The organism is Streptomyces flavidovirens DSM 40150, assembly GCF_000429085.1.
In the GTDB taxonomy this organism is placed as follows: Bacteria; Actinomycetota; Actinomycetes; order Streptomycetales; family Streptomycetaceae; genus Streptomyces; species Streptomyces flavidovirens.
The window spans coordinates 117,074-133,492 of the sequence record NZ_AUBE01000001.1 but is presented as its reverse complement, the minus strand read 5'-3'; the positions used below and the strand labels follow the sequence as shown (position 1 = coordinate 133,492).

The 16,419-nt window shown below is 72.2% G+C and carries 15 protein-coding genes; 9 read left to right on the top strand and 6 right to left on the bottom strand.

From position 1 onward, the window contains the following. The first annotated feature begins 28 nt into the window (after positions 1–28). From G412_RS32715 to G412_RS0100590, 7 genes are read left to right on the top strand one after another with little or no spacing between them, the layout of a single operon-like run. Positions 29–655, top strand: coding sequence for an antibiotic biosynthesis monooxygenase family protein (locus G412_RS32715; protein WP_037647240.1), 627 nt, complete (start codon positions 29–31; stop codon positions 653–655). Then, entirely contained in the window at positions 648–1,400 is a 753-nt protein-coding gene (locus G412_RS0100615; RefSeq protein ID WP_051338021.1) for an SDR family oxidoreductase, read from the top strand. The genes G412_RS32715 and G412_RS0100615 overlap by 8 nt, the downstream gene beginning before the upstream one ends. A 19-nt stretch (positions 1,401–1,419) precedes the next feature. Continuing rightward, positions 1,420–2,685, top strand: a complete 1,266-nt coding sequence (locus G412_RS0100610; RefSeq protein ID WP_028810375.1) for an FAD-dependent monooxygenase — start codon at positions 1,420–1,422, stop codon at positions 2,683–2,685. Next, entirely contained in the window at positions 2,682–3,749 is a 1,068-nt protein-coding gene (locus tag G412_RS0100605; RefSeq protein WP_028810374.1) for a glucose-1-phosphate thymidylyltransferase, read from the top strand. The genes G412_RS0100610 and G412_RS0100605 overlap by 4 nt, the downstream gene beginning before the upstream one ends. Further along, the gene (gene rfbB, locus G412_RS0100600; protein ID WP_028810373.1) at positions 3,746–4,720 is read left to right on the top strand and encodes a dTDP-glucose 4,6-dehydratase; all 975 of its coding nucleotides are present in this window, start codon (positions 3,746–3,748) and stop codon (positions 4,718–4,720) included. Before G412_RS0100605 ends, rfbB begins: the two co-directional genes overlap by 4 nt. Beyond that, positions 4,717–6,417 (top strand): FAD-dependent oxidoreductase, encoded by a 1,701-nt coding sequence (locus G412_RS32710; RefSeq protein WP_078606700.1) that lies wholly within the window; start codon positions 4,717–4,719, stop codon positions 6,415–6,417. Before rfbB ends, G412_RS32710 begins: the two co-directional genes overlap by 4 nt. Continuing rightward, a complete protein-coding gene (locus tag G412_RS0100590) occupies positions 6,395–7,408 on the top strand; it encodes an aldo/keto reductase (RefSeq protein ID WP_028810372.1) in 1,014 nt (337 codons plus the stop codon). The genes G412_RS32710 and G412_RS0100590 overlap by 23 nt, the downstream gene beginning before the upstream one ends. A 37-nt stretch (positions 7,409–7,445) precedes the next feature. Here G412_RS0100590 and G412_RS32705 read toward each other — a convergent pair whose 3' ends face one another. The 3 genes from G412_RS32705 to G412_RS39520 all read right to left on the bottom strand — a co-directional run bounded on the left by G412_RS32705 (position 7,446) and on the right by G412_RS39520 (position 10,399). Further along, positions 7,446–8,846: a DHA2 family efflux MFS transporter permease subunit gene (locus tag G412_RS32705; protein WP_157839039.1), complete on the bottom strand. Its 1,401-nt coding sequence runs from the start codon at positions 8,844–8,846 to the stop codon at positions 7,446–7,448. 125 nt (positions 8,847–8,971) lie between these two features. Next, a complete protein-coding gene (locus G412_RS0100580; RefSeq protein ID WP_037647239.1) occupies positions 8,972–9,754 on the bottom strand; it encodes an SDR family NAD(P)-dependent oxidoreductase in 783 nt (260 codons plus the stop codon). Positions 9,755–9,811: 57 nt separating this feature from the next. Then, the gene (locus tag G412_RS39520; RefSeq protein WP_028810370.1) at positions 9,812–10,399 is read right to left on the bottom strand and encodes a hypothetical protein; all 588 of its coding nucleotides are present in this window, start codon (positions 10,397–10,399) and stop codon (positions 9,812–9,814) included. 177 nt (positions 10,400–10,576) lie between these two features. Between G412_RS39520 and G412_RS0100570 the strand changes: the two genes are divergently transcribed. Further along, positions 10,577–12,190: an FAD-dependent monooxygenase gene (locus G412_RS0100570; protein WP_028810369.1), complete on the top strand. Its 1,614-nt coding sequence runs from the start codon at positions 10,577–10,579 to the stop codon at positions 12,188–12,190. A 78-nt stretch (positions 12,191–12,268) separates the two neighbouring features. Here G412_RS0100570 and G412_RS0100565 read toward each other — a convergent pair whose 3' ends face one another. The 3 genes from G412_RS0100565 to G412_RS0100555 all read right to left on the bottom strand — a co-directional run bounded on the left by G412_RS0100565 (position 12,269) and on the right by G412_RS0100555 (position 14,872). Further along, a complete protein-coding gene (locus G412_RS0100565; protein WP_028810368.1) occupies positions 12,269–13,285 on the bottom strand; it encodes an NAD-dependent epimerase/dehydratase family protein in 1,017 nt (338 codons plus the stop codon). A gap of 61 nt (positions 13,286–13,346) precedes the next feature. Continuing rightward, entirely contained in the window at positions 13,347–14,063 is a 717-nt protein-coding gene (locus tag G412_RS0100560; protein WP_028810367.1) for a hemerythrin domain-containing protein, read from the bottom strand. A gap of 131 nt (positions 14,064–14,194) precedes the next feature. Next, positions 14,195–14,872 carry a TetR/AcrR family transcriptional regulator gene (locus G412_RS0100555; protein ID WP_051338019.1) on the bottom strand — a complete coding sequence of 226 codons (678 nt, stop codon included), beginning with the start codon at positions 14,870–14,872 and terminating at the stop codon, positions 14,195–14,197. 114 nt (positions 14,873–14,986) lie between these two features. Here G412_RS0100555 and G412_RS0100550 point away from each other — a divergent pair, with 114 nt between their 5' ends. After that, a complete protein-coding gene (locus G412_RS0100550; protein ID WP_028810365.1) occupies positions 14,987–16,390 on the top strand; it encodes an MDR family MFS transporter in 1,404 nt (467 codons plus the stop codon). The last annotated feature ends 29 nt before the right edge of the window (positions 16,391–16,419 follow it).

The following is a 16,419-nucleotide window of genomic DNA, read 5'->3' as shown; positions in this document are numbered from 1 at the left end:
ATTCCTTCCCACGAGAGAGGCGGCACCCATGCCTGCCCCGCTGTTCACCGTGATCAACACCTTCACCCTCAAAGACCCCGCCGGCGCCGAGGAGTTCGAGCGCCGCTTCCTCGACCACGTCCAGTGGATGCGGCAGCAGGAGGGCTTCCGGGCCCACCAGGCCGTCCGGGCGACCGAACGGCCCGAGGTCTATGTGAACCTCGGCTGGTGGGACCGGCCCGAGGACTTCAAGCAGGTCCTGGCAAGCGACACCTTCCAGGCACACGCCAAGGAGTTCCACCAGGTCGTCGACGTCGAGGCCGACCCGTCCCTCGGCGTCCTGCGCATCGACGGCACCCCCGGCGACGGTGAGCCGGTCGTGCTCGTCGAGCAGTTCACCGTCACTGGCGACGCCGGGGCGTTCGAGGCGGCGTACCGCGCCTATGCGCAGGCGGCCGCCCGTATCGACGGCTTCGGTCACCTCGACCTGGCCAAGTCCCTCAAGCGCCCCGGCGGGTACACCGCCGCCACCCGCTGGAGCGGTGAGAGCGCGCGGAAGACCGCGCGGGACACCCCCGAGTACGCCGCCGTGCTGGCCATCGCCGAGCCGCGCACCCTGACCACCGCACCGGTCGCCGGCAACCGTGCCCCCGCAGGGGTGGCCGACCGTGGCTGACCGCGGCCTGGAGGGAAAGGTCGCCCTGGTCACCGGCGCGACCCGGGGGGTGGGGCTGGCCATCGCGCGCAAGCTGTGCGCCGAGGGCTGCCACACCGTACTGAACTACGCGCACAGCGAGGAAGCGGCGCGGCACGCCGTCGGGGAGCTGTCCGGTCTGCCGGGCAGCGCCATGGCCGTACGGGCCGATGTGACGCGCCGCGAGGAGCTGGACGAACTGCTCGCGACCGTAGGTGAACGCTTCGGACGGCTCGACGTCTTCGTGCACAACGCGGCCTCCTGGAATCCGGCGCCCGCCGTCGGAGCGGACCCGGACGGCGTCCGCACGGACCTGGCGGCGGCACTGGACCCGCTGCTGTACGCGGCGCCCGCCGTCGCCCGGCTGATGGCGGGCGGACCGGGACGGGTGGTGGCCGTGTCCAGCAGCGGGGCGCGGTCCGTGATCCCGCGGTACGTCGGACTCGGTGTGGCCAAGGCGGCGCTGGAAAGCCTGGTGCGCTACCTGGCGGTGGAACTCGCCGGCCGGGGCATCGCGGTCAACGCGGTCTCCACGTCGAAGATCGACAAGGGGCCCGGCACACCGCAGCCGCAGGTGGCCGCCGCACTCGCGGCCCGTACCCCCGCCGGACGGCTCACCACACCCGAGGACATCGCCGACACGGTGGCACTGCTGTGCTCGGCGGAGGCCGGCTGGATCCACGGCCAGGTGATCACCGCCGACGGCGGCCTGAGCCTGCGCGGCTAGCGGAGGGAGGAGCGCGAAGGTGGACACCGAAGAGATCAGGACCGACATCTGCGTCGTCGGCGCCGGGCCCGCCGGACTCGTCCTGGCCCTGCTGCTGCTCAAGTCGGGGGTACGGGTCGCGGTCGTCGAGCGGGCCCGCGCCCACCAGCGGGAGTTCCGCGGCGAGATCCTGCAGCCCGGCGCGCTGGCGCTGCTGGACCGGCTGGGCGTGCTGGCCGGAGCCCGCGCCCGGGGCGCCCACGAACACACCGCGTTCCGGCTGGTGGAGGGCGACCGGGTGCTGCTCGACATCGACTACCGGGCGCTGCCCGCCCCGCACAACCACCTGCTGAGCATCCCGCAGGCCCACGTCCTGGACGAACTGCTGCTCCATTGCGAGAAGTACGACGGCTTCAGGTACCTCGACGGCCGCAGGGCCGGCTCGCTGCTGCGCGAGGACGGGAGGATCACCGGTGTCGGCGCGGACGGACCCTCCGGAGCCGTCGAGGTACGGGCGCACTGCGTGGTGGCGGCGGACGGCCGCTTCTCCAAGGTCCGCCGGCTGTCCGGCATCGAAGCCGGCCGAAGCGACATGTTCGACCTGGACGTGCTCTGGTTCAAGCTGACCACGGGCGACCGGGGCCGGGCAGGGCGGCAGGCGAGGGACGTACGGGTCTACCGGGCCGGGGGCAGCCCCGTCCTTGTCTACGACTCCTGGCCGGACCGGGTCCAGATCGGCTGGACCCTGCCGCACAAGGGCTACCAGCAGGTGGCCGCGCGGGGTCTGGAGCACGTGAAGGAGCAGCTGGCCCTGGCCGTACCACCGTATGCCGGGCTGATCCACGAGCAGATCCGCTCGCCGCGCGACCTGAGTCTGCTGGACGTCTTCTCCGGCCGCGCCGAACGCTGGGCGGACGACGGGCTCGTACTCATCGGCGACGCCGCGCACACCCACAGCCCCATCGGCGCCCAGGGCATCAACCTCGCCGTCCAGGACGCGGTGCTGCTGCACCCGCTGCTGGTCGAATCGCTGCGGGCGGGGGACGCCGGAGCCGCGTTCCTGTCGGCCTTCGAGCGGAAGCGGGCCCCCGACATCGAGCGGGTGACGCGGCTCCAGGGCCTGCAGAGCAAGGCGATGCTCTCGCACGGCGCCTTCGCCACGCGGGTGCGGCCCAAGCTGGCGCGGCTGCTCAAGCACACGCCGGTCTACCGCAAGGTGCTCGACCACATCGCCTATGGAAACCCCTCGGTGCGTATCGCCGAGGAGTGCTTCGTCCACCACGGTCAGGAGAGGAGGAGTCGGTGAAGGCCCTGGTGTTGTCCGGCGGGTCGGGAACCCGTCTGCGTCCCTTCAGTTACTCCATGCCCAAGCAGCTCATGCCCATCGCCAACCGGCCGGTACTGGAACACGTGCTGGAGAACATCCGCGCGCTGGGCGTCAGCGACGTCGCCGTCGTCGTGGGTGACGGCGGTCCGCAGATCAGGGCGGCGCTGGGCGACGGCGCCCGGCTCGGACTGCGCATCACCTACATCCGGCAGGAACAGCCGCTCGGGCTCGCACACTGCGTCAAGCTCGCCCGGAACTACCTGGGCGACGACGACTTCGTGATGTACCTCGGTGACAACATGCTCCCGCAGGGTGTCACGGACATCGCCGAGGAGTTCCGTACGCTGCGCCCCTGCGCGCAGGTGGTGGTCCACAAGGTCGCCGACCCGCGCGCCTTCGGCGTCGCCGAGGTCGCCGCGGACGGGCGGGTGACCCGGCTGGTGGAGAAGCCCGAGCAGCCCCGCAGCGACCTCGCGCTGACCGGCGTCTACTTCTTCACCCCGGCCATTCACGAGGCCATCGACAGCATCACGCCGAGCGCCCGCGGCGAACTGGAGATCACCGACGCCATTCAGTGGCTGGTCTCCTCCGGCGCCACCGTCGGAGCCAGGGAGTACACCGGCTACTGGAAGGACACCGGCCGGGTCGAGGACGTACTGGACTGCAACCGTGAACTCCTCGACGCGGTAAGCCGGTCGGTGGGCGGGCACGTCGACGCGGAGAGCCTGCTGATCGGCCCGGTCGTGGTGGAGCCGGGCGCCGGAATCGTACGGTCCCGGATCGTGGGCCCGGCGATCGTGGGCGCCGGCAGCCTGGTGACCGACAGTCAGGTCGGTCCGTACACCTCCATAGGCCGGGACTGCCGGATCAAGGACAGCGGCCTGGACCGGTCCATCGTGCTGGACGGCGCGTCCGTCTCGCGGGTTCCCGCGCTGCGCGGCTCGCTCATCGGCCGGTCCGCGGCCGTGACATCGGCCGACGCCGGTGGCGTGCACCACCGGCTGGTGGTCGGCGACCACACGCGGGTCGAGGTGGCGGCGTGAAGATCCTGGTCACCGGGGGAGCCGGTTTCATCGGCTCGCATTACGTACGGACGCTGCTGGACGGCGGGTACGCGGGCTGGGAGGACGCCCGGGTCACCGTGCTCGACAAGCTCACCTACGCCGGAAACCGCGACAACCTCCCGGCAGCCCACCCGCGCATGGAGTTCGTCCACGGCGACGTCTGCGACCTGAACCTGCTGCTCGGCCTGCTGCCCGGCCACGACGCGGTGCTGCACTTCGCGGCCGAGTCGCACGTCGACCGCTCGCTCCAGTCCGCCGCCGCGTTCATGCGGACGAACGTGGGCGGCACGCAGAACCTGCTGGAGGCCGCGCTGCGCTCCGGAGTGGAACGCGTGGTGCACGTCTCCACGGACGAGGTCTACGGATCCATCGACGAGGGCTCCTGGACAGAGCTCAGCCCGCTGCTGCCCAACTCCCCGTACGCCGCTTCGAAGGCGGGCTCCGACCTGGTCGCCCGTTCCTACTGGAGCACCCACGGCCTCGACCTGTCGATCACCCGCTGCTCCAACAACTACGGCCCGTACCAGCACCCCGAAAAGCTGATCCCGCACTTCGTCACCAACCTGATGGAGGGCCGGCCGGTGCCGCTCTACGGCGACGGCGCCAACGTACGCGAGTGGCTGCACGTCGACGACCACTGCCGCGCCCTCCAACTGGTCCTCACCCGTGGCCGGGCCGGCGAGACGTACAACGTGGCCGGTGGCACCAGCCTGAACAACCGGCAGATCACCGAGCGGCTGCTGCGCCTGTGCGGAGCCGACCCCGGCATGGTGCGCCTGGTCGCCGACCGCAAGGGACACGACCGGCGTTACTGCGTCGACGACACCAAGATCCGCGAGGAGCTGAGCTATGCCCCGCGGACCGACTTCGAGACCGGGCTGGCGGACACCGCCGCCTGGTACCGCGACAATCCGGGCTGGTGGAAGCCCGTGAAGGAGGAGAGCCGATGACCGCCGAAGGACGCCCGGCGGCGGACGCCCCGCTGGTACTGGTGGTGGGCGCGGGCCCGGTCGGGCTGACCGCCGCGCACGAACTCGCCCGCCACGGCGTACGGGTACGGCTGGTGGACGCCGCCGAAGGGCCGGCCACCACCAGCAGGGCGCTCGCCACCCACGCCCGCACGCTGGAGACGTACGACCAGATGGGCGTGGTGGAGGACCTGCTGCCGCAGGGGCAGCGGGTGGAGCACTTCACGCTGCACCAGAACGGCCGCCGCCTCATCCGCTTCGACACCGACTACAGCCGCCTGCCCACCCGCTTCCCCTTCACGCTGATGGTGGACCAGGTGCTCACCGAGGCGGCGCTGCGCAAGGCCGCGGGCCGCCGGGGTGTCGAGGTGGAGTGGGGCGTACGGCTGACCGGTCTTGAGGACCACGGCGACGGCGTACGGGCCGCTCTGACGCACACGGACGGCCGTACGGAAAGCGTCGAGGCGGCCTGGCTGGTCGGCTGCGACGGCGGGCACAGCACCGTACGCAAGCAGCTCGGCCTCAAGCTGGTGGGTGAGAGCAGCGAGACGTGGATGATCGCCGACGCGGTCGTGGACTGTGATCTGCCGCGGGACAGCATCCACTGGATGCGCACCCCGGCCGGCACGGTGATGATGGTTCCCTTCCCCGACCCGGGAAAGTGGCGCCTGCTGGACACCGCCGAGGTCTCCTACGGCGGAGACGACGAGGCGGTGGCCAGGCGCTTCGAGAAGAAGATCCGGATCGGTACGGGCGGCCGGGCGACGGTGGAGAAACCGAGCTGGGTCTCGGTGTTCACGATCCAGCAGCGCCTGATCCCGTCCATGCGAAAGGGCCGCTGTCTGCTGGCCGGGGACGCGGCCCATGTGCACAGCCCGGCCTCCGGACAGGGCATGAACACCGGCGTGCAGGATGCCGTCAATCTCTCCTGGAAGCTGGCGTCCGTCATCCACGGCACGGCGGACGAGACACTGATGGACAGCTACAGCGCAGAGCGGGTGCCGGTGGGCGAGAGCCTGCTGAAGTCCACCAGGTTCGCGACGCTGCTGGTCCAGCTCCGCAGCCGTACGGCGGCCACGGTGCTGCGCGCGATGTTCACCGTCGTGAAGGCCGTGCCGCCGCTGAAGTCCCGTATCGAGCGCAAGATCATGGGCGGCATGTCGGCCCTGGACCTGTCCTATCCCGACAGCCCGCTGACCCTCGGCGGAGGCGCGGAGGGCCCCGTGCGGCCGGGTGTGCGGGCCGGCCGGGTCACCGCCCGGCGCCGCGACCGGTCCGTCGGCTGGCAGCAGATGATCTACGAACTGCGCCGCCCCCACTGGACGTTGCTCAGCGTGCCCCAATCCGCGCAGTACGCGGAGCTGAGGGCGCTGGCCGACGCGTACGAGAGGGTCGTCGGCGTCCGTACGATCGTGCCCGGCCTCCAGGCCGAGGGGCCGGAACCCGGCCCGCTCCCCGACCCCGACGGACGGCTGCGCGCCGACCTGGGCATCGAGCCGGGCGGCTGGCTGCTGGTGCGGCCCGACGGTTACGTCGCGGCGGCCGGCGCGCAGGACGACAGCCCGCGGCAGGCGCTGGCGGAGCTGGGCGTTCGCCCGGCCCCCACGGACGGCGCCGGCGACGACCTCGGCGACGGCCTCGGGGAGGTGCGGGAAGGTGGAGTACCGGCGACTCGGTGAGGCCGGCCCGGTGGTGAGCCGGGTCGCCTTCGGCAACTCGCTGACCGCGGGCAACCAGCTCGACGACGCGCGCGCCGTCGACTGTGTCCGCACCGCCTTCGACGCCGGGATCACCACCTTCGACACGGCGGACGTCTACGCCGGCGGCCGTGCCGAGGAGGTTCTCGGCACGGCCCTGGCGGGAATCCCGCGGGATCAGGTCGTCATCTGTACCAAGGTCGGCCGGGGTGCGGGCGGCGGCTCCAACGGCCTTGGCGGGCTGAGCCGTGAGCGGATCACGGCCGGCCTCGAGGCGTCGCTGCGGCGGCTGGGCACCGACCACGTCGACCTGTACCAGGCCCATCTGTACGACGACGCCACCCCGCTGGAAGAGACGATGGGCGCCTTCGCGGACGCGGTCGCGGCGGGCAAGGTCCGCTGTATCGGTGTGTCGGAGTGGGCCGCCGACGAGCTGAGGGAAGCGGCCCGGCTGGCGCGCGAGCTCGGCGTACCACTGGTGGCCAACCAGCCGCAGTACAACATGCTGTGGCGGGTCGTCGAGACGGAGGTGATCCCCGCCTGTGAGCCGCTCGGCATCGGACAGGTGGTGTGGTCCCCGCTGGCGGGCGGTGTGCTCAGCGGCAAGTACCTGCCGGGCCGCGAGCTGCCGCCGGGGTCCAGGGCAGTGGCGGCGAGGGGCGGTGATGTCTCGCTGCGGCGCTGGAAGTTCCTCGACGACGAGGTGCTGGAGCGGGTGCAACGGCTGCGGCCGCTCGCCGGTGCGGCAGGGCTGACCCTGCCGCAGCTCGCGCTCGCCTGGGTGCTGCACAACCCGCAGGTCACCTCTGCCGTCATCGGCGCCTCCGCGCCCGACCAGATCGAACGCAACCTGCGGGCCGTCGACGCGGTGCTGGAGCCCGACCTGATGGCACGGATCGACGACGTGCTGGGCGGCTCGGTCGTACGGGACCCGGATCTGACCCTGAGCAGGATGCTGCGGTCACGCCGCTGACGTCCGGGGCCCGGTGTCGGGCCCCGGACGGTCCGGGTTACGCGGCGGGAGCGGAGGCGGCGGGTCGCGGCTTGGGCATGAACAGGGCCAGCGCGCCGGCGGCCAGGGCCAGCCCGGCCGCCCCGACGAGCGCGGCGGCGTAACCGCGCGTGGTGACGGCGGTGGTGACGGCGGCGGCGCCCATGACGGCGCCTGCGAGGGCGTTGAGCGCGGCCAGGCCGAGTCCGCCGCCCATCTGCCGGGCGGTGTTCATCATGGCGGAGGCGAGCCCGGCGTCCTCGGCGGGGACGCCCGAGGTGGCCGCGATCGTCATCGGCAGTACGGTCGTGCCGAGCCCGAGGCCGAGCAGGATGCCGGGGCCCAGTACATCGGTGACGAAGGTGCCGTCGGCGGTGAACCGGGACTGCCACAGGAGCCCCCCGGCCGTCAGCAGCCACCCGAGCGCCAGCGGCAGGCGCGGGCCCATCGCCTGGACGAGGCGGCGGGCCAGCAGCGAGGCCACGGCGATGGCGACGGTCAGCGGCAGCATGGCCAGGCCCGCCTCCATGGGGGTGTAACCCAGCACGTGCTGGAGGTAGAGGGTGATGAAGAACATCACCGAGGTGGTGACGGCGCCGATGGCCAGGGCGGCCAGATTGCCGAGCACCAGGGACCGGTTGCGGAAGATCCGCAGCGGCATCAACGGCTGTGCGCCGCGTGCCTCCACCATGACGAAGGCGATCAGAAGCACGCAGGCCAGCGCCAGCACGCCGCCGGTGCGCAGCGACGCCCAGGAGTGCGCCTCCATCCCGGACAGCGCGTACGAGGCGCAGGCCAGTGCGGCGGTCACGAGGACGGCGCCCGGCACGTCCAGAGGCCGGCCCCGCCCCTCACCGGGCGACACCGGCAGGGAGCGCAGGGCGACCGCGACGAGCGCCACCCCGATCGGCACATTGACGAACATGACCCAGCGCCAGCCCGGTCCGTCCGTCAGCACCCCGCCCAGCAGGATTCCGCAGCTTCCGGCCGCTGTCGCGGTGGCCCCCCAGGCGGCGATGGCCCTGGTACGTATCCGTACGTCCTGGTAGTACGAGTTGATCAGCGCCAGCGGCGCGGGGGCGAGGAACGCGGCACCGAGGCCCTGGAGCGTACGGGCTCCGATCAGCAGGGGGCCGCTGGTGGCCAGGCCGCCGAGCAGGCCGGCGAGGGTGAACAGGACGAGCCCGGCGGTGAACACGCGGCGCCGTCCGAAGAGGTCGGCCGCCCGTCCGCCCAGCATGAGGAATCCGGCGAAGGTCAGCAGGTAGGCGTTGATCACCCATTGCTGTCCGGCGGAGGTGAGGCCGAGGTCGGCCCGCATCGAGGGGAGCGCGACGTTCACGATCGTGGTGTCCAGCACGACCATGAACTGGGCCGCGCAGGCCACCACCGCCACGGTCCAGCCTGGCGTCGGCTTCATCTGATCCGCGGTTGACACGGCATTCATGGAGAGTGAGTCCTTCATCCTTCATTCGCTTACGGGCGGCACGAGAACAGCCGGGGCCGCCCTGGATCGGGCGGCTCCCGGCCGGCTGAGGTGGGGGTTCAGATGATGAGGTGGCCGCCGCTGACCGGCAGGAACGCACCGGTCACGTAAGACAGTTCGTCTCCGGCCAGCACGGCGACGGCGCGCGCCACGTCCTCCGGCTCGCCGATGCGGCGCAGGGGGGTCTGGTCGACGACGGAGGCCAGGGTGCGGCCCCACTCGTCCTTGGCATTCCACTTCTTCATCAGGTTCTCGCTGCGGGTGGCACCCGGAATCACGGTGTTCAGGCGGATGTTGCTGGGGCCGAGTTCGATCGCGAGGTGCTTCATCGCGGCCTCCATCGGCGCCTTGGCCACCGCGTGGCCGATCGCGCCGGCCGCCGCCTGGCGGGAGAAGCTGTCCGAGATGAGGATGACGTTGCCACGGCCGCGCTCGATCATGCCGGGCAGCACCGCGTAGGCCGGGCCGAGGGTGGCGCGGGCCTGGGTGGCCATCTTGTCGACCAGCGCGTCGACCGAGTGGTTCAGCGCGGGGCCGCGCAGTACGTCGCGGTAGCCGCTGGAGTTGAGGACCAGAATGTCGACCGGGCCGAGTTCCCGCTCGACGTCGGCCACCATGGCGAGGGTGCTGTCGGAGTCGGAGATGTCGGCGCGGGCGGCGACGGCGCGGCCGCCGAACTCCTCGATGCCGCCGATCACCTTCTGTGCTTCCGCCTCGGAGCTGAGGTAGTTGACAGCGACCGCGGCGCCGCGCCGGCCGAGTTCCGTGGCGATGGCCGCGCCGATGCCCCGGCTGGCGCCGGTGACCAGCGCGGTCCTGCCCTTGAGAGTCAGTTCAGTCATGCGCCAGAGGCTAGGCAGCCGTACCTGAACGCCACTTGAGACGTACAGGAGCGGCCGCTAGGACGCTTCGGTGTCCCACTGCCGGCCGTTCGCGGTTTCCTCGACGCGCGGCCAGACGAGGGATCCGGTGCGGATGTCCTCCAGCGTCTCCTCGATCCAGCCCAGCTCGGCCCGGCACATCCGCAGCGCGTACTCGTTCTCGATGACGAAGAGCCGGGGGATCCGCGCGCCGCCGGCCGACGCCGCCTCGATGTGCGCGGCGCGCTCGCGCAGGCGGGTGGCGCGCACGCGCAGAGCGGACACCGCGCTGTCCCGGTCGATGGCGCCGAGGTAGCCGACCGCCGTGAGGAACGCGGGATGTTCGTCGTCCGCAGTGGCGAGCAGGGCCGCGACGCGCCGCGCGAACGCGACCCGGCCGCGCTCGGTCAGCGCGTGTACGTCGCTTTCGGGGCGCGGGTGCCCGCAGGTCAGGTGCGCGTGGCGCAGCGCCGTCGTCATCTCGGCGAATTCGGCCGCTGTGGGGGTGGGGGCGCCCAGCGGGCTTGCCCCGGCCCGCTCACCGGCCGTGGCGGCCAGGTCCGTGGCGGACATGGGCCGCTCCAGGAGCAGGGCCAGGGTCAGGAGGGTGAGGGGGGTTGTCTCCACGAGACTCCGCCTTTCTTCGTCCTCTGTGGTTGGTGTTTCTTCGCGAGCTTGGCGCGGCGCTCTCAAGTCCCGGCGGAGTCAGGTCGCGTTCGAGCGGCGCACGACGCGCTGCCTGGAGGGTGGCGGCCCCGGACCGTGCGCACGGCGCGGCCAAGGCCGTACTGGGAGAGGAAGTTGATGAGCGAGGAGAACGTCCCCGCCCTGATCGTGGGCGGCGGCATCGTCGGCCTGTCGGCGGCGGTGTTCCTGCGCGGCCACGGTGTCCCCGTGCTGCTGGCGGAGCGGCACCCCGGCCCGTCGATGCTGGCGAAGGCCCGCGTGCTCAGCCCGCGCACGATGGAGCTGTACCGCGCCCACGGCCTGGAGGGGCCGTTGCGGGCGGCGCCGCCTTCGGTGTTCCTGGAGGCCACCGACGTCGTACGGGCGTCAACCCTGGCCGCGCCCGAGGACTACCGCGGCAGCCGGCCGCCCGGCGGAGCCGTGTCGGGCGTCAGCCCCTGTCCGCCCGTACTGGTCGAGCAGAGCACTGCCGAACCGCTGGTACGCGCACGGGCCGAGAAGCTGGGGGCCGACGTGCGGTTCCACACCGAGGCGGGCGAGGTCGTCCAGGACGCCGACGGGGCCGACGTCATGCTCACCGACCGTGGCAGTGGCCGGCGGTACTCCGTACGGGCGCGTTACGTGATCGCCGCGGACGGCCACCGCTCACCCGTCCGCCGCGCGCTGGGCATCCGTACCCACGGCAAGCGCCTCGCGCACGTCGTCAACATCGCCTTCGAGGCCGACCTGAGCACCGCCCTGCGCGGGCGGCCCATCGGCCTGGGTTACCTCACCCGGCCCGTGCCCGGCACCCTGCTGGCCCGGCTGGACGCGGTGGACCGCTGGGTGCTGATGGTCCCGTACGACCCCGAACGCGGCCAGGGCCCCCTGGACTTCACCGAGGAGCGCTGCGCGCGGGCGGTACGGGAGGCCGTGGGGGACGACACGCTGCCGTTGCGCGTGCTGCCCGCCGTCCCCGGCGGCGGCCGCGCCGTACACACCTGGGAGCTGGCCTCCTGGGTCGCGCGGGAGTACCGCCGCGACCGCGTCCTGCTGGTCGGCGACGCCGCTCATGTGATGCCGCCGTCGGGCGGTCTCGGCGCGAACACCGGGGTGCAGGACGCGCACAATCTGGCCTGGAAGCTCGCCGCCGTGCTGGACGGCAGCGCTGGGGAGGAGCTGTTGGCCAGTTACGAGGCCGAGCGCCGTCCGGTCGCCGAACTGACCTGTGCCCTGTCGACCCGGCTCCAGGAGGAGCGGACGGGCGGCGGCGGGGACGAGGTGGCCGCGCGGGTCGCCCGTATCGCGCTGGGCCTCGGCTATCAGTACGCCTCCGGCGCGGTCTGGGGCCAGGACATCGAAGGCCCGGACGGCCGTGCGCCCGTGGCGGGACGCCCGGGCACCAGGGCCCCGCATGTGCGGGTGGAGCGCGCGGGCCGCGGCTGCTCCAGCATCGATCTCTACGGCCCCGGTTTCTCGCTGGTCCTCGGCCCGGACGCGGGGAACACCGAGCCGGCGCAGGGGCCGGCGCCGTTGAAGGTGCTGCGGCTGGGTGACGGTGTGGAGGATCCGGCGGGGGAGTGGCCTCGGGCACACGGCGTCGGTTCGGGCGGGGCGGTGCTGGTGCGGCCGGACGGTTTCGTCGCCTGGCGGGCCGCTTCATGGGGTCCGGACGCCGCCGGTGAGCTGCGGACGGTGCTGGCGAGCCTGCTGGCGCGGCCGCTGTCGCCCGCCGGTCTGCGGCGCGACTGACGCGGCGAAGAGCGCTGTGGCGCGCGGAGCACCGATGAGTGCCCCGCGCGCCACAGCGCTCTTCGCGGTCCGAGCGGTTCAGTTACGGGCGTCCCAGGCGGCCAGAACGCGCACCTCCCGTTCCGCGTCCAGGGTCTGGTCCGGGTAGCGGTACGTACCGAATGCCTCCTCCATGCCGCCCGGCGCTCGCAGCCAGTCCCAGGTGTCGCGTACGGACTCCAGGACGGGACGGCAGCGCAACCCGTCCGCCAGTGCCTTTTCCGAGGAGAAGTCCCAGACCGCGGCGAGCTGTTCGGCGGGCGGCGCCCAGAGCGGGATCGTGACGAAGGGCGCGATGCCCTGCTCCGCGAGAAAGGCGTCGTCCGCCCACACCGGTTCGGCGCCCGCGCCGGTCAGCGCGGCGCATTCGCCGAGGAAGTCGCCCCAGGTGACGTTGGCCGGAGTGCCGGTGGTGAGGTAGGCGCCGGAGCCGCCGAGTTCGATCCGGTCCAGGCCGAAGGCCGCGATGTCCCGTGCGTCGATCAGCTGCATCGTGCGGGCCGGGCCGCCGCCCGCCAGCATCCGTCCGCCACGGGAGGACCGGCGCAGCCAGTAGGTGACGCGCCGCATCTTGTCGCCGGGGCCGATGACGACGCCGGGACGGAGGATCAGCGTACGGCCGGTGAAATCCCTTTCGACCACGCGCTCGCAGCCCGCCTTGAGCTCCGCGTAGCCGGCGTCGTCGGGCCCGGCGTCCGGGTCGCAGGGCAGCAGCGGCGAGGATTCGTCGACCGGGGCGGCGGGCCAGGGCGCGAGGGCGTTGATGCTGGATACGTACAGGTAGGCGCCCGCGTGCCGGGTCAGCGCCCGGACCGAGGCGCCGACGACGGCGGGCGCGTAGCCGCAGACGTCGACGACCGCGTCCCAGGGGCCGTGCGTGGCCAGCCGGGCGAGATCCGCCGCGTTCTCCCGGTCTCCGTTGACGACCTGCACGCCGGGCAGGTCGGAGCCGGAGCGTCCGCGGTGGAAGGTGGTGACGTGCCACCCCCTTGAGCGGGCCTCGGCCACGAAGGCCCTGCCCAGGAAGACCGTTCCGCCGATGACCAGAAGTCTCATTGCCGAATTCACCATTTCGTCGAAGGCAGTGCGCCGCAAGCCCTGGGGCGGCAGCGGGTTGTCAGGCGGCGGGGAGCGTGGCCAGCAGCTCGGAGTAGGCCGGTTCCCACTCCTGCTCGTAGCGGGTCCGCAGCTCGGCGGGCATCCCGCCGAGCATGAACTCCCGGTCCTGCTGGGACGCCTGCTCCAGCAGGAGCGGCATGGTCGGTACGAAGTCCGCCGGGTCGTGCCCGGAGGCGAGGGAGGCGAGCATCGCCGCGTACGCCTCGCCGGTCACCCGGTCGCGCAGGACGGGGACCATGGTGCGCTCCTCCAGTTGGAGGTGGTCGTACATCAACGCGTCGAACTCGGCGATGCGGGCCAGCAGGTGGCTGAGTCCGGGTTCGTGCGATCCGGGGTTGTCACGCAGCAGGCGCAGGCCTTCGTGGATGCCGGCCAGGTGTCCGTCGAGGGAGGCGTGCTGCTGTTCCAGGGTGCGGGAGACCGTTTCCAGGGCGGGGTCGGCGGCCAGGACGACCGGCCAGACGTGGGAGTCCTCACTGGTGTGATGGCCGTCGAGGATCGTGGTGAACATCCCCCACCAGGTGGTGAGCCGTGTCACCGCCGCCGGGTCGAGGGCCCCGTCCGACGCGGCGTTGGCCAGCCGCCGGCCGAGCTCCGGGACGGCCCGGCGGATCAGGTCGTGCGTGAGGGTGAACCCGGTCAGGTTGTTCCCCTTGTGCCCTGCGGTGGGTGTCCGGGGCGCCGGCGGGGTGCCGGGCAGTGTCGAGGCGGACAACGCCCTCTCCTTTCGTGCCTGCCGTCCGGGCCCGGCGCGGATGGCGCGACGGCCCGGAGAGCGTTCCTGGCACCGCAGGGTGGCAACGGCCGCTGGAATCCCGCTGGACCCGGTCGCCGCGCGCGGCTCCTCTACTCCTGTGCGGGCCGGACGCAGTACTCGCCCAGTGCGGGCTCCAGTACGCCGAAGGCCGTACGGGCGAGCTCCTCGATCTCCTCGCGCAGCGCGTCCTCGGGCGTGTCACGGCGGATCAGGGCGCGCACGCGGCGCTGCAGCACCCGCTGTACGGCCGCGAGCTGAGCCGCGCTCAAGTCGGGCAGGGGATCTTCGGGCCCGGCTCCGGTCGCTTCGGCCAGGGCGCGGGCCAGGGCCGCCTCACGCTGCTCGTCGATCTCGCGTTCGCGTGCGCGCAGGCGTGGGCTGTCGTGGACGAGCCGGGCGAAACCGGGTGTGCAACGGCCGTTCAGCGGGTGGGGCCGGTCCAGGGACGCGAGGAAGCTGCGACGCAGGGCGTGCAGCGCCGACTCCTGGGGCCGTCGCTCGCGCACCACGCGGGCAAGGCTGTCCAGGACCCCTTCATGGGCGTCGAAGACGAGGTCTTCCTTGAGGGGGAAGTAGTTGCTGACCGTCATCTTCGACACGTGGGCGGCTTCGGCGACCTCCGCGATGGTGACGTTCTCGAACCCCCGCTCGATGAACAGCAGCGTCGCGACATGGGCCAGCCGGTCGCGGGTCTCGCGCTTCTTGCGCCCGCGCAGGCCGCCCTCGGCGGATGCGTCCCGGTGCGGGGTGGCTGTGGCTCCTGGCATGCGCCCATCCTACCCAGGACATTTGGCCGGACATATATTTTGGTTTGACATAAATTCTGGTCCGACCTAAATTTTTTCCCGTATCCCCCCACTGAGCTCTGCGCAGGAGGTTCGTTGAACACGTCGGACGAGCGTCTGGACCCGGCCCTGATCAAGCTCGGCGGAGTCCTGATCCTCGGCGCGGTGCTCGCCCAGCTCGACACCACGATCGTGAACGTCGGCATGGGTGCCATGGCCGACGGCCTCGACGAGTCCATGACGACGGTGCAGTGGGTCAGTACCGGCTACCTGCTCACCGTCGCGTTCGTCGCACCGCTCTCCGGCTGGCTGCACCGGCGTTTCGGCGGCAAGCGGGTATGGCTCGCCGCCGTCGCGTTGTTCGTCGTGGCCTCGGCGCTGAGCGGACTGGCCTGGTCGGGCAGCTCGCTGATCGCCTTCCGGCTGCTTCAGGGCGTCGGCGGCGGGCTCATGCAGCCCGTCGGCCAGGCCCTGGTCGCCCGGCACGCCGGACCCCAGCGGATCGGCAGGCTGGTCGGCATCATCACCGTGCCGGTCTCCGTCGCGCCGATCCTCGGCCCGGTCATCGGCGGACTGCTCGTCCAAGGGGCGGGGTGGCGCTGGCTGTTCCTGGTCAATGTCCCCGTCGGACTGATCGCGCTGGTGCTGGCCGCCCGTATCGTTCCGGCCGACCAGGCCGAACGCGACACCGCCGTACGTCCCGACGGCCTCGGGCTGATGCTCCTCCCGCCCGGACTCGCCGCTCTCGTGTACGGACTCGCCCAGTTCGGCCGGGGCGGAGTGGACCTCACCCAGGCCGTGGCCCTCGTGGGCGGCTTCGCGTTCCTGGCGGGCTATGTCTTCCACGCTCTTCACACCGCCCGCACCCCGCTGCTGGACCTGAGGCTCTTCGCGGGCCGGGGGTTCGCCCTCGCGGGCGTCAACACCTTCCTGCTCGGCGCGGCCCTCTACTCCTCGATGCTGCTGCTGCCGCTGTACTTCATGCAGGTGCGGGGAACGAGCGCGCTGCACGCCGGACTGCTGCTGGCGCCCCAGGCGCTGGGCAGCGCGCTGATCACACCGACGGCCGGCCGGCTCACCGACCGCCACGGACCGCGCAACGTCGTACTCGTGGGCATCGGGCTCACCGTCGCCGGCACCGTTCCCTTCGTCATGACCGGCGACCGCCCGCCCGAACTTCTGCTGATCGCCGCTCTGTTCGTACGGGGCATCGGTCTCGGGGCCGTCGTCCCGCCGAACGTCGCCGCCACGTACACCTCCGTCGACCGCACCCAGGCGCCCGCGGCCACCAGCGCCCGTACGGTCCTCAACCGCATCGGTGGCTCGATCGGCACCGCCGTGCTGGCCGTCATCCTGCAGAACGCGCTGAACGACGCGGCCGCGCACGACGGCAGCGTCCAGTCCGCCTACGCCCACACCTTCTGGTGGGCGCTGGCCTTCAGCGCACTGACCCTGATCCCCGCCGCGCTGTACCCACGGCACGCTCCGGGCAAGGGCTGAACGACCTTTTTCCGTACGCCGACCGACCC